Annotated in this window: 10 protein-coding genes; 5 read left to right on the plus strand and 5 right to left on the minus strand. The window is 71.9% G+C overall.

All coding sequences use genetic code 11. The annotated features are described in order from the left end of the window. The first annotated feature begins 4 nt into the window (after positions 1–4). Genes ACIOHC_RS28245 through ACIOHC_RS28255 form a run of 3 tightly spaced genes read left to right on the plus strand, consistent with a single transcriptional unit; the run spans position 5 to position 5,126 of the window. Positions 5–1,594 carry an ATP-binding protein gene (locus ACIOHC_RS28245; protein ID WP_401844474.1) on the plus strand — a complete coding sequence of 530 codons (1,590 nt, stop codon included), beginning with the start codon at positions 5–7 and terminating at the stop codon, positions 1,592–1,594. Between the two features lie 26 nt (positions 1,595–1,620). After that, positions 1,621–2,964 (plus strand): glycosyltransferase, encoded by a 1,344-nt coding sequence (locus ACIOHC_RS28250; protein WP_401844477.1) that lies wholly within the window; start codon positions 1,621–1,623, stop codon positions 2,962–2,964. Continuing rightward, the gene (locus tag ACIOHC_RS28255) at positions 2,961–5,126 is read left to right on the plus strand and encodes an ArnT family glycosyltransferase (protein ID WP_401844480.1); all 2,166 of its coding nucleotides are present in this window, start codon (positions 2,961–2,963) and stop codon (positions 5,124–5,126) included. Before ACIOHC_RS28250 ends, ACIOHC_RS28255 begins: the two co-directional genes overlap by 4 nt. Positions 5,127–5,136: 10 nt before the next feature. Here ACIOHC_RS28255 and ACIOHC_RS28260 read toward each other — a convergent pair whose 3' ends face one another. Next, positions 5,137–5,994 carry an endonuclease/exonuclease/phosphatase family protein gene (locus ACIOHC_RS28260; protein WP_401844482.1) on the minus strand — a complete coding sequence of 286 codons (858 nt, stop codon included), beginning with the start codon at positions 5,992–5,994 and terminating at the stop codon, positions 5,137–5,139. A 128-nt stretch (positions 5,995–6,122) separates the two neighbouring features. On the opposite strand from ACIOHC_RS28260, the gene ACIOHC_RS28265 reads away from it, so the two are divergent. After that, positions 6,123–7,652: an MFS transporter gene (locus ACIOHC_RS28265; RefSeq protein ID WP_351076158.1), complete on the plus strand. Its 1,530-nt coding sequence runs from the start codon at positions 6,123–6,125 to the stop codon at positions 7,650–7,652. A 91-nt stretch (positions 7,653–7,743) separates the two neighbouring features. After that, positions 7,744–8,502 carry a TetR/AcrR family transcriptional regulator gene (locus ACIOHC_RS28270; RefSeq protein WP_351076155.1) on the plus strand — a complete coding sequence of 253 codons (759 nt, stop codon included), beginning with the start codon at positions 7,744–7,746 and terminating at the stop codon, positions 8,500–8,502. A gap of 28 nt (positions 8,503–8,530) precedes the next feature. On the opposite strand, the gene ACIOHC_RS28275 is transcribed toward ACIOHC_RS28270, so the two are convergent. The 4 genes from ACIOHC_RS28275 to ACIOHC_RS28290 all read right to left on the minus strand — a co-directional run bounded on the left by ACIOHC_RS28275 (position 8,531) and on the right by ACIOHC_RS28290 (position 13,486). Beyond that, entirely contained in the window at positions 8,531–9,490 is a 960-nt protein-coding gene (locus ACIOHC_RS28275; protein ID WP_401844484.1) for an NAD(P)-dependent oxidoreductase, read from the minus strand. Positions 9,491–9,516: 26 nt separating this feature from the next. After that, the gene (locus ACIOHC_RS28280) at positions 9,517–9,987 is read right to left on the minus strand and encodes a PPOX class F420-dependent oxidoreductase (protein ID WP_351076153.1); all 471 of its coding nucleotides are present in this window, start codon (positions 9,985–9,987) and stop codon (positions 9,517–9,519) included. Between the two features lie 9 nt (positions 9,988–9,996). After that, positions 9,997–10,812: a YceI family protein gene (locus ACIOHC_RS28285; protein WP_351076150.1), complete on the minus strand. Its 816-nt coding sequence runs from the start codon at positions 10,810–10,812 to the stop codon at positions 9,997–9,999. 175 nt (positions 10,813–10,987) lie between these two features. Next, positions 10,988–13,486, minus strand: a complete 2,499-nt coding sequence (locus ACIOHC_RS28290) for an MFS transporter (protein WP_389638027.1) — start codon at positions 13,484–13,486, stop codon at positions 10,988–10,990. Positions 13,487–13,500 lie beyond the last annotated feature (14 nt).

The raw sequence follows: 13,500 nt of genomic DNA on the forward strand, positions 1-13,500 counted from the left end.
CCCCGTGCACAGCCCCGTGCGCAGGCGCGTGGGCCGGCGGCGGGGGCCGTGGACGCTGCGGACCCGGCTCGTCGTCTCGGCGGTGACGCTGATCGCCGTGGTGGCCGCGGTCATCGGTTCGGTCACCACCATCGCCTACCGCAGCTACATGTACGGCAAGCTCGACGACCAGCTGAAGACCATCGCCATGCGGGCCGGGAAGCCGCCCGGTGGCGGCGCGGGACCGATGCCGGGCGGTGCGCCGAAGAGCGACGACCCGCTGGCCTTCATCGACGCGCGCGGGCTGCCCGTCGGAGCCTTCGGGGCCGTCGTGGCGGACGGTTCGGTCACCGGGTCGAGGGTGGTCGTGGAGACCTCCCTCACGCCGGGGCAGGGGACCGAGGACGGCGGGCAGCCGATGACCGGCGCCCAGGAGAACGCGCTGGCGGCGGCGGAGATCCCTGCCGGGGAGGGGGCGCGGAACATCGATCTGCCCGGTCTCGGCCCCAACCGGGTGCAGACCGTCGCGGGCCCGCACGGGACGACGATCCTCGTCGGCATCCCCGCCGCCGAGGTGCGCTCCGCCCTCACCACCCTGATCCTCGTCGAGGTCTGTGTCACCGGCGCCGGTCTGGTCGCGGCCGGAATCGCGGGCGTCGCCATGGTCGGTGTCGCGCTGCGGCCGCTGCGCCGGATCGCCGCGACCGCGACCCGGGTCTCCGAACTCCCCCTGCACAGCGGCGAGGTGGCGCCCCTGGAACGAGTGCCGGAGGCCGAGGCCGACCCCCGGACCGAGGTCGGCCAGGTGGGCGCGGCGCTCAACCGGATGCTGGGCCACGTCGGTTCGGCGCTGGAGGCGCGGCAGGAGAGCGAGACGCGGGTACGTCAGTTCGTCGCGGACGCCAGCCACGAGCTGCGCACCCCGCTGGCCTCGATCCGGGGATACGCCGAACTGACCCGCCGCGGCCGTGAGGAGACCGGCCCCGACACCCGGCACGCCCTGGGGCGGATCGAGTCCGAGGCGGAGCGCATGACGGGCATGGTGGAGGATCTGCTGCTGCTCGCCCGCCTGGACGCCGGGCGCCCGCTCAGCCGCGAGCGCACCGACCTCTCCCCGGTCGTCGTCGACGCGGTGAGCGATGCCCGCGCCGCCGGGCAGCGCGGGCACCACTGGCGCCTCGACCTGCCGGACGAGCCGGTGACCGTGCACGGCGATCCGACCCGGCTCCACCAGGTGCTGGTCAATCTGCTGGCGAACGCCCGTACCCACACCCCGCCCGGCACGACCGTCACCGTACGGGTGCGTGCCGCGGCCGGCCGGTCCCCGGCGACGCTGGAGGTCCAGGACGACGGGCCCGGCATTCCGCCCCAGCTGCTGCCGCACGTCTTCGAACGGTTCGCGCGCGGCGACGCCTCGCGCTCCCGCCACGCGGGCTCCACCGGGCTCGGGCTCGCCATCGTGCAGGCCGTCGTCACCGCGCACGGCGGCCGGGTGGAGGTGTCCTCGGTCCCGGGGCGCACGGTGTTCACGGTCCAGCTGCCCGCGGAGCCCGGGGCCGGGTCCCCGGCCGCGCCGCACTCACAGCGGGGGGACAGGCTCAGCACACCGGCGTGACAGCGGGGTTGACGAATGTCGGTGGCATGCAAACCGACACTCCCTGGAGCGCCCTGCCGGCCCGGGACCACCTTCTGGCCGGAGCGGTCGATGCGGCGGGTGACCCCGTACTCGATGTGGTGGTACCCGTCCACAACGAGGAGAAGGACCTCGAACCGTGTGTGCTGCGCCTGCACGACCATCTGGCGCGCACCTTCCCGTACGCCTTCCGGATCACCGTCGCGGACAACGCGAGCACCGACCGTACGCCGCAGGTGGCGGCCGGACTCGCGGCGGCGCTGCCCCGGGTGCGGTCGTACCGGCTGGAGGAGAAGGGCCGGGGACGGGCGCTGCGCACGGTCTGGTCGCACTCGGACGCCCCGGTCCTGGCGTACACGGACGTCGATCTCTCCACCGACCTCAACGCGCTGCTGCCGCTGGTCGCACCGCTGATCTCGGGCCACTCCGATCTGGCGATCGGCTCGCGGCTGGCCCGTAGCTCGCGGGTGGTGCGCGGATCGAAGCGGGAGTTCATCTCGCGGGCCTACAACCTCATCCTCCGCTCGTCGCTGGCCGCCCGGTTCAGCGACGCGCAGTGCGGGTTCAAGGCCATCCGGCGGGAGGTCGCGCAGCGGCTGCTGCCGATGGTGGAGGACACGGGGTGGTTCTTCGACACCGAGATGCTGGTGCTCGCCGAGCGGGCCGGGCTGCGCATCCACGAGGTGCCGGTCGACTGGGTCGACGATCCCGACTCCACCGTCCACATCGTGCGGACGGCGACGGAGGACCTGAGGGGCGTGTGGCGGGTGGGACGGGCGCTGGCGGTCGGCGCACTGCCGCTGGACCGGCTGGCGAGGCCCTTCGGGGACGATCCGCGCGACCGCGCGCTGAGCGGGGTGCCGGGCGGACTGGCCCGGCAACTGGTCGGGTTCTGTGTCGTCGGCGCGCTCTCCACGCTCTTCTACCTCGTCCTGTACTCGCTCTTCCGGCTGGGCGCCGGCCCGCAGATCGCCAACGGCGGCGCGCTGCTGGTGTCGGCCGTCGCCAATACGGCGGCCAACCGGAGGCTCACCTTCGGCGTACGCGGCCGGGGCGGAGCCGTACGCCACCAGGCGCAGGGCCTGGTCGTCTTCGCCATCGGTCTCGCCCTGACCAGCGGCTCGCTGGCCGCACTGGGAGCGGCGTCCGGATCGCCGTCGCACGTCACGGAACTCGCCGTGCTGATCGCGGCGAACCTCGCGGCGACGGTGCTGCGGTTCCTGCTCTTCCGCGCCTGGGTCTTCCCGGAGCGCGCTGCCGGAAGCCCTGCGGCCCCCGTGGCCCCCGGAGCCTCCGTGGGACCCGCCGGGCACGCCGACGACACCCACCACGAACGGGGGAACACCCGATGACCACGCTGCGTCCCGACCACCTTCCGGCCCCGCCGGACGCGCCGGCGCTCCCTCCCGCGGCACCGGCCGCCGGCCACGCCCGACCGAACAGGCCCCTGGCGCACCGTGTGTGGCGGGGCAGACCCGAGGACCCGCGCTGGGTGCGGCCCGCCTTCCTGGCGTTGCTGCTGGCCATCGCGCTCGCGTACCTGTGGAACCTCAGTGCCTCCGGGTACGCCAACTCCTTCTACTCCGCGGCCGTCCAGGCGGGCAGCCGGAGCTGGAAGGCCTTCTTCTTCGGCTCGTCGGACGCCGCGAACGCGATCACGGTCGACAAGCCCCCGGCCGCGCTCTGGCCGATGGCTCTGTCGGTGCGCGTCCTCGGCCTGGGTTCCTGGGCGATCCTGGCCCCGCAGGTGCTGATGGGGGTGGCCACGGCCGGGGTGCTGTACGCGGCCGTACGCCGCCGTTTCAGCGCCGCCGCCGGGCTGATCGCGATGGTGGTGCTCGCCCTCACGCCCGTCGCCGCGCTGATGTTCCGTTTCAACAATCCGGACGCCCTGCTGGCGCTGCTGATGACCGTCACCGTCTACTGCGTGCTGCGCGCGATGGAGCACGGCCGGACCAGGTGGCTGGTGTGGGCGGGTGTCGCGGTCGGCTTCGCGTTCCTGTCGAAGACCCTGCAGGCGTTCCTGGTCCTGCCGCCGCTGGCCGTGCTGTACGCGGTGTTCGCACCGGTCCCCGTACGCAGACGGCTCGGTCAGCTCGGCCTCTCGGCACTGGCGACGGTCGTCGCGGGCGGCTGGTGGGTGGCGATCGTCGAACTCTGGCCGGCGTCGTCGCGTCCGTACATCGGCGGCTCACAGAACAACTCCTTCCTGGAGCTGACCTTCGGCTACAACGGCCTGGGCCGGATCAACGGCGACGAGACGGGCAGCGTCGGGGGAGGCGGCGGCCGGTTCGGCGGCCAGTGGGGGGAGACCGGCATCGGCCGGATGTTCAACTCCGAGATCGGCGGCCAGATCTCCTGGCTGCTGCCCGCCGCGCTGATTCTGCTCGTTGCGGGCGTCTGGCTCACCTGGAGGACCAGGCGCACCGATACCGCCCGCGCGGCGTTCCTCGCCTGGGGCGGTTCGCTACTGATGACGGCGCTCGTCTTCAGCTTCATGGCCGGCATCTTCCATCAGTACTACACGGTGGCGCTGGCGCCGCATCTCGCGGCGCTCGTCGGCATGGGCACCACGGTCCTGTGGGAGGAACGGTCCAGGTGGTGGGCGCGCGGGGCGCTCGGCGTCACGGTCGTGGTGACCGCGCTCTGGTCGTACGTCCTGCTGGGGCGGACGCCGGACCACCTGCCGTGGCTGCGCTGGGCCGTCCTCGCCGGAGGCCTGGCCGGAGCGGCGGGTCTGCTGATCGCAGCGCGTGTCGGACGCCGACCGGCGCTCGTGGCGGTCGGGGTGAGCCTTGTCGCGTCGCTGGCCGGGCCGACGGCGTACACCCTCTCCACGCTGAACACCGGGCATCAGGGCTCGATCGTCACGGCCGGTCCGTCCGGGGCCAGTTCCATGGGCGGCCCCGGTGGCCGTGGCCGGGGCGGCCCCGGGGGCACGGGCGACGCGATGGCCGGCGGAATGCGGCCTCCGGGTCGGGCCGGTCAGCAGGGCGGCGGCATGGGCCGGCCCCCGACAGGAGGCCAGGGCGGCAACCAGCAGAACGGCGGACAACCGGGAGCCGTGCCCGGCACCGGCACCGCTCCCGTCGCCCCACCCGGTGGCACGGGTGAGGGCGGTGCCCCGGGAGGCGGCGGCATGGGCGGTCTGCTGGGCGGCCCGACCGTCGGCGCCGCGGCCGAGAAGCTCCTGGAGAAGGACGCCGGCGACTACACCTGGGTCGCCGCGGCCATCGGCTCACAGAACGCCGCGAGCTACCAACTCACCACCGGCGACCCGGTGATGGCGATCGGCGGCTTCAACGGCAGTGACCCGTCCCCGACGCTCTCCCAGTTCAAGAAGTACGTCGAGGACGGCAGGATCCACTACTTCATCGCGGGCGGTACGGGCGGGGGCGGCGGAAACGGCGGCACCTCGTCCGAGATCTCCTCCTGGGTGGAGAAGGACTACAAGGAGGTCACGGTCGGCGGCGCCACCTTCTACGACCTGACCCGGCCGAAGAACGGCACGTAGGACAGCCGGCTCAACGGCGCAGCAGCAGATCCGCGACGACCGGGCGGTGGTCCGAGGCGAGTGTCTCGGCCACCGCCGCGTCGCGCACCCCTACGGAATCCTTCGACACGGCCACGTAGTCGATCCGCTGCACCGGGTCCTGCGCCGGGTACGTCGGCGCGCCGGGCTCGATGTCGGTCAGTTCCTCCCACAGCGGGGCGAGTTCGGGTGCGGTCGGCGCCGCGTTGAAGTCACCGAGCAGGATCTGCCGCACCCGCTGTCGGCCGGGGGCGCTGTCCTCGGCCATGATCCGGCGGGTGTCGGCGACCTGTGCGGTCCGTACGGAAGGGTCGCCGCGGTAGTCGAGGTGCGTCACGTACACGTGCACGGGCAGCCCCTGCACCCGCAGGACCACCTCGCCGAAGCCGGGCGCCGGGGCCGGTACGGGGTTCGGGTCCTGGGTGGAGAGCCGGGTGATCTCATGGTTCTCGGCGCTCACGATCCGGTATCTGGACAGCACCGCGACCCCGAACTCGCGCCGGGGCGCGCCGGGGGTCACCGGACCCAGGCTGTAGATCGGGGCGAACGAGACCCGCATGTGCAGCCGCTCCGCCAGCTCTCCCGCCAGATCGCGCCACTCGCTGCGGGTGCCCCAGTGGGCGTCGACCTCCTGCAGCCCGATCACATCTGCGTCCAGCGAACGCAGTTCGGCGGTCTGCCGGTCGAGGTCGAAGACATTGTCCATGCCGGCACCCGCATGGATGTTGTACGTGGCCACGCGCAGCGGCACCGTGTGCTCCTGCCCGGCGGCCGACGCGGGAGGCGCGAGAGCGGTCCCCGACAGGCCCGCTGCGATGAGTACTTCCACCGTACGACGACGCAGTGACATACCACTCCAGTCCTTGTCGGATCAGCGGCGAGCACGGTACCGCGCGGAAATGAGCTGTACACCGTACAGGGGTGGCTATACGGTGTACGTCTCTTACTCGTACACCGTATAAGGCATCAGGAGTCCGCATGACGGCGACCGCCGCCGAGCAGAAACACCTCTCGCCGCCGAGCCACCCGCAGCGCTGGCTGATCCTCGGAGTGATCTGCCTCGCCCAGCTCACCGTGCTGCTCGACAACACCGTGCTCAATGTCGCGATCCCCTCCCTCACCCGGGAGCTGGACGCCTCCACCGCCGATGTGCAGTGGATGATCAACGCCTATTCGCTGGTCCAGTCGGGTCTGCTGCTCACGGCGGGCAGTTCCGCCGACCGCTACGGCCGCAGGAGGATGCTCGTCGCGGGGCTCGCCCTGTTCGGTATCGGCTCGCTGGTGGCCGGACTGGCCCAGTCGTCCGCGCAGTTGATCGCCGCCCGTGCGGGCATGGGCATCGGCGGTGCGCTGCTGATGACGACGACCCTGGCCGTCGTCGTGCAGATCTTCGACGACACGGAGCGGGTCAAGGCGATCGGCATCTGGTCGACCGTCAGCTCCCTCGGCTTCGCCGTCGGGCCGCTGATCGGCGGCGTGATGCTCGAACACTTCTGGTGGGGCGCGATCTTCCTGATCAACATCCCGGTCGCGGTCATCGGCCTGGTCGCCGTCATCCGGCTCGTCCCGGAGTCCAAGAACCCCAGCAGCGAGCGCCCCGACCTGCTCGGCGCACTGCTCTCCACCATCGGCATGGCCTCCGTCGTGTACGCGATCATCTCCGGCCCGGCGCACGGCTGGGCGTCGGGCCAGGTACTGCTGACCGCCTTCGTCGGGGTCGTCGTACTGACCGGGTTCGTGCTGTGGGAACTGCACATCCCGTACCCGATGCTGGACATGCACTTCTTCCGGAACCAGAAGTTCATCGGCGCGGTCGCGGGCGCGATCCTGGTCGCCTTCGGGATGGGCGGCTCGCTGTTCCTGCTCACCCAGCAGCTCCAGTTCGTCCTCGGCTACGGGGCGCTGGAGGCCGGCCTGCGGACGGCTCCGCTGGCGCTGAGCGTCGTCGCGCTCAATCTCACCGGGCTGGGCGCCAGGCTGGTGCCCAAGCTGGGTACGCCGGTCACCATCGCGGCCGGGATGAGCCTGCTGGCCGCCGGTCTCGCGGCGATCGCGCTGCTCGGCGGCAACGGCTACGGCGGCATGCTGCTCGGCCTGGTCGTGATGGGCGCGGGCATCGCACTCGCCATGCCCGCCATGGCCAACGCGATCATGAGCGCCATTCCGCCGGAGAAGGCGGGCGTGGGCGCCGGAGTCAACGGCACGCTCGCCGAATTCGGCAACGGGCTGGGGGTCGCCGTGCTCGGCGCGGTGCTCAACTCCCGGTTCGCGGCGCTCGTGCCGGCGGCCGTCGGGGCGGCCTCGCTGCCCGCCGCACTGGCTTCGGCCACCGATGCCGGCGAGCGGGTACGGATCACGGACGCCTTCGCCTCGGGACTGGAGACCAGCCAGCTCGTCGGGGCGGTGGCGGTGCTGGCCGGAGGCCTGCTGGCCGCGGCGCTTCTGCGCCGTGCCGAGCGGGCAGATTCCGTCCGGGCGGCCTCGGCCGGGGCCGAGGCCGCGGCATAGCATCGAGGGGGGCGTATCGGATCGTATGAATCCGCTTCATGCGCGCGCGTACGCGTCCGATCCGTCCCTCCGGCAAGACGAGGAGAGTGCCATGGTGTCCGCGGCCGATCGTATGAAGGACCCTGCCAGGACCAGTGTGTGGCTGGATCAGCGGGCACCGTCGCGCGCCCGCAAATCGGACCAGCCGGCCGGTCTGGACCGGGAGAAGATCACCGCGGCGTCGGTCCGGCTGCTGGACGCCGAGGGCCTCGCCAAGTTCTCCATGCGCCGGCTCGCCGCCGAGCTGGACGTCACCGCGATGTCCCTCTACTGGTACGTGGACACCAAGGACGATCTGCTGGAGCTGGCCCTCGACGCGGTCTACAGCGAGATCGCGCCCCCTCGGGAGGACGCGCACTGGCACGACCGGCTGCGCGAACTGGCGACCGCCTACCGGCACCTGCTGATCCGGCACGCCTGGGTGTCGCCGCTCGCCGGGCACTTTCTCAACATGGGCCCGCACTCGATGCTGTTCTCGTACGCCATCCAGGACGTGATCCGGGCGACGGGCCTGCCACTGCACCAGCAGACGGGGGCGCTCTCCGCGGTCTTCCAGTTCGTGTACGGATTCGGCACCATCGAGGGCCACTTCGTGCAGCGCAGTGTCGCGTCGGGGATCAGCCAGGACGAGTTCTTCCGGCAGGCGCTGGGTGCCATCCGGAGCCAGCCGCAACTCAGCCGGATCGTGGAGTCCTCGCAGGACCTGATGGACGCCCGCGGCGGCGACACGGTCGAGGAGATGCGCGAGCGGGACTTCACCTTCGCCCTGGACCTCTTGATCGCGGGCATCGAGGCGATGCGGGACCGCTGAGAGCCTGTCGGGTGACCTCGCTCGCCCCTCAGTACCCGCGCCCCACGTCCACGGCGGTGTCCGGGACCCGCCCCTCCGCCACCGCGTCCCAGCACGCCGCGAAGTCCGTGACGATGTCCTCGTCCGCGGTGATGCCCGCGGAGTGGGAGGTGATCACCGTGCGGGGCAGCCGCCAGCAGGGGTCGCCCGGTGAGGGGGGCTCCTCGGGCAGCACGTCGAGCACCGCGCGCCCCACCGCACCGGAGCGCAGCGCGGCCTCCAGGGCCCGCATGTCCACCGTTCTGCCCCGGCCGACATTGATGAACGTGGCGCCGTTCATGCCCGCGAACCGGTCCGGGCCGAAGAAGCCGTCCGTCCCGGTGGTCAGCGGCAGCGTGGAGACCACCCACCGCGCGGAGGCGAGCGGCCCCGCGTCCTCGCCCGCCCCGACGACCCGGTCGAAGCCCGCCGCCGTGCGCGTCCCGCGCGCCACGCCCACGGTCCGGATGCCGCATCCCCGCAGCAGAGCGGCGACGGCCGAGCCGATGCGACCGGTGCCGTAGATCAGGGCTGTTCGGCCGGCCGCGAGTTCGGAGGGGATACGGCGCCACTCGGCCCGTGCGTGCTGGGCGGCGAACTCGGGGACGGACTGACAGTCGGCGAGCACCCAGGCCAGCACGTACTGCGCGATGCGTTCGCCCATGCGGCCCACCGTCCGGGTGAGCAGCGCGCCGGATGGCCACGGTCCGGCGGCCAGCAGGGCGTCCGTACCGGCGTTCACGCTGTGGAACCACAGCAGCGACCCGCACCGCAGCGCGTCCGGCAGCGTGGCGCCGACATGGACGAAGGGCTCCCGCGGCGTGGTGCCGGAAGAAGCCCGGTGCACCGGGCGGCCGGTGATGCGTTCCAGTTCGCGGACGACGGAGGCGTCCACCGTCGGCGCGGCCAGCAGCCGGGCCCGCGCGAGCGGGCCCGGCGCCGGAACGTGCGCATGCGTTCGGGAGGGCACGGCGGGAAGTCGTCCGGGAACAGCCGTCAGCTGCCGGACGCCAGGTGGGCGGGGAAGCCGCCTGTGGCGATCGGACCCCACCGCTCGGGAGTGATCCGGATGATCGACTTGCCCTGCTTCACCATCGCCGCCCGGTACTCGTCCCAGTCCGGGTGCTCCCCGGAGATGTTCCGGAAGTACTCGACGAGCGGCTCGACCGAATCCGGTGAGTCGATCACCTCGGCCGAGCCGTCGATCTGCACCCACGGTCCGTTCCACTCGTCCGACAGGACGATCACGCTGACCCGCTCGTCCCGTCTGGCGTTGCGGGTCTTGGCCCGTTCGGGGTAGGTCGAGACGACGATCCGGCCGGAGTCGTCGACACCACAGGTCAGGGGGGAGCCCTGGGGGCGGCCGTCGGACCGGGTGGTCAGCAGGATCGCCCGGTGCCTGGGCCGTACGAAGGCCAGCAACTCGTCGAGTTCCACAGCGGTGTTCGTCGCGATGTTCGGTGCCATGTCCGCAGACTACGACGGCAGGGACTCACCCTGCACGGCCTGGATGTCGAGCTCCACCCGGAGCGTCGTACCGATCGCCGAGATGCCGGCCTGCACCACCTGGTTGTAGTTCATGGCGAAGTCCTCGCGGCGCAGCTCCGCCGTGGCGCTGAACGCCGCACGCACTCCGCCCCACGGGTCCGGGCCCGTCCCGAGGTAGCTCAGGTCCAGGTCGACCGGGCGCACGACACCGTGCATCGTCAGCTCGCCGTGGACCAGCCAGCGGTCCGGGCCCGCCGGGGTCAGCCCGTTCGAGCGGTACGTGATCTCCGGGAACCGGTCCGAGTCCAGGAAGTCCGGCGAGCGCAGGTGCTTGTCCCGCATGCTGTTGCCGGTGTCGATGCTGGCCGCGCCGATGACGGCGTCGACCCGGGAGCGGTGGACCTCCTCCGCGATCTCGATCCGGCCGCTGAATTCGGTGAACCGGCCGTGCACGCTGGAGATCCCCAGGTGCTGAGCGACCGCGGCCACCGAGGAGTGCGCCGGGTCCAGCGACCAGGCGCCCGGCGGCGGCAGCTCCACACCGCCCTGGCGGGCCAGCACCACCGTGCCGGCCTCGACCCGCCCGCTCGCCGTGACGAGGGCGGTGGAGGCGGCGGGGGCGTACCCGACCGCCGTGACGATCACCGTGTACGCGCCGGCCTGCAGGGGAGCGTCGGTCCGCACCGCCCCGTCCTCGTCGGCGGTGGCCCGCAGCACCTGCGTGCCGGTCATGTCGGTGACCGTCACGACCGCGTGCTGAACCGCCCAGCCGTCCCGCGTCCGTACCTGTGCGCGAAGTCCCATCCCGTTTTCTCTCCTTGCTCAACGACTCAATGAGTCGGGCCCCGGGGCGGGGACGGCAGGCCGTCCCCTGCCTGCCGTCCCCGCCACCGGGGCCCATTTCCACCGGCCGGTACAGCGTCTCCGCTCGGAACGCCGACCCGCCAGGGGTCTGTGATCACGACCTCGGTCGAGGTCGTTACTCGCCGGGGTGGGCGAGCTCGATGTCGTGGCCGTCGACCCCGCGACCGGCCACGGTCAGCGCGCCGGCCACCGGCGGGTAGCCGGTCGCGACGACCGAGTACTCGCCCGCGTCCAGGTCGGCGAAGGCGTACGCCCCGTCCTCCCCGGTCGTCGAGGTGGCGACCACGTTGCCCGCCGCGTCGATCAGCGTGACCCGGGCGTCCGGCAGCGGCCGACGGCCGGCTCCGGCCCGTACGACACCCTGGACCAGCGCACCGGACTGCAGCGCGGCCTCGATCCGGGTGACGCCCTGGCCGCCGATCTCCACCGGCAGCGCCAGCGGACGGTAGCCGGCGGCGTTCACCGCGACGGTCACCGAACCGGGGACCAGCTCACCGAAGGTGAACTCGCCCGCCTCACCGGACTTGCCGGTGGCCAGCACATCGCCGCGCACATCGGTCACGACGACCATGGCGCCCTCGACCGGGGCCGCGGTCTCGGCGGTCCGCACGGTCCCGGCCAGGCCGCTCGTACCGGAGAGCAGGATGTCGTACGCGAGCGGTTCGTCACCGACGACCACCGTGGACGCCTGCGGCTGGAAGCCGTCGGCGGACGCGATCAGGACGTAGCTGCCGGAGCCCGGCGCGTCCAGGCCGTAGCTGCCGTCGGCCAGGGCGACGGAGCGCCCCAGCTGGCGGCCGGCCAGCGAGATCAGCGTGACGGCGGCGCGGGCGACTGGTGCGCCCTCGGCGCCCCGCACCACACCGTGCACGGCCGTGCCCTGCAGGGTGGCGACCGGGGCCTGAAGGGTGTCGACCGCGGTGCCCCCGGACGTCGCCTCGGCGACGTGCGCCACAACGGCGGCCGGAGTCCTGACCGGCTCCTCGACGGGGACCTCTGCAAGGACCTCGGTGCTGGCCGGGGCTGCGTTCGCGGAGCTCGTCCTCAGCGCGACCTCCTTGATGAAGATCGTGACCAGGAAGGCGATCAGCGCGGCCGGGGCGGCGAACAGGAAGACATCGCCGACACCGTGCCCGTAGGCGCTCTCCACGACGGTACGGAACGGGGCGGGCAGCGCGTCCAGGTTGGGGATGCCCCCGCCGCCGGTGCCGCCGTGGCCCATGGCCTGGCCCTCGGGGCCGAGCTCCGCGAGACCTTCCTTGACGTAGTGGGTGACGCGGTTCGCCATGACGGCGCCCAGCGCCGAGACGCCGATCGCACCACCGAGGGAACGGAAGAAGGTGACGACGGAGCTGGCCGAGCCGAGGTCGGACGGGTCGACCTGGTTCTGCGTGGCGAGCACCAGGTTCTGCATCATCATGCCGATGCCGAGACCCATCACGGCCATGAAGACCGCGATGTGCCAGTAGGTCGTGTCGTACCGGATGGTGCCCAGCAACCCGAGCCCGGCGGTGACCAGGAAGCCACCGCTGACCAGCCAGGCCTTCCAGCGGCCGGTCTTGGTGATGATCTGGCCGGAGACCGTCGAGGAGATGAACAGACCCGCGATCATCGGGATCGTCATGACACCGGACATCGTCGGCGTCTTGCCCCGCGCCAGCTGGAAGTACTGGCTGAAGAAGACGGTGCCCGCGAACATCGCGATACCGACGAACAGCGAGGCCAGCGAGGCCAGCGTGATGGTGCGGTTGCGGAAGAGGCGCAGCGGGATGATCGGCTCGCTGGCCCGGGACTCGATGAAGACGAAGACCAGCGCGAGGATCAGGGAGCCCGCGAGCATCACGCCGGTCTGCCAGGACAGCCAGTCGTACTTGTCGCCCGCGAAGGTCACCCAGAGGAGCAGCAACGAGACGGCGGCGCTGATGAAGAACGCGCCGGCCCAGTCGACCTTGACCTCACGCTTGACGACCGGGAGCTTCAGGGTCTTCTGGAGCACGATCAGCGCGATGACCGCGAACGGCACACCGACGTAGAAGCACCAGCGCCAGCCCATCCAGCTGGTGTCCGTGATGACACCGCCGAGCAGCGGACCACCGACGGTGGCGACGGCGAACACCGCACCGATGTATCCGCTGTAGCGACCGCGCTCACGCGGGGCGATCATCGCCGCCATCACGATCTGTGCCAGGGCGGAGAGGCCGCCGACACCGATGCCCTGGACGACACGGCAGGCGATCAGCATGCCGCTGCTGGTCGACATACCGGCGACGACCGAGCCCGCGACGTAGATGACGAGGGCTATCTGGACCAGCAGCTTCTTGCTGAACAGGTCGGAGAGCTTGCCCCACAGGGGGGTCGTCGCGGTCATCGCCAGCAGCGAGGCCGTGACGACCCAGGTATAGGCGCTCTGGCCGCCGCCGAGGTCGGAGATGATCTCCGGCAGGGCGTTGGAGACGACCGTCGAGGACAGGATCGCGACAAACATGCCGAGCATCAGCCCGGCCAGTGCTTCCATGATCTGCCGGTGTGTCATCGGCGCGCCTGACGAGGAATCTGCTGATCCCCCGTGCTTGGCGTGGCCGCCCCGCACACCGGTCGGTGTGGTCGTAGCCATTGAGTTCCTTGTCT

The sequence above is a fragment of the Streptomyces sp. NPDC088252 genome (assembly GCF_044740965.1).
In the GTDB taxonomy this organism is placed as follows: domain Bacteria; phylum Actinomycetota; class Actinomycetes; order Streptomycetales; family Streptomycetaceae; genus Streptomyces.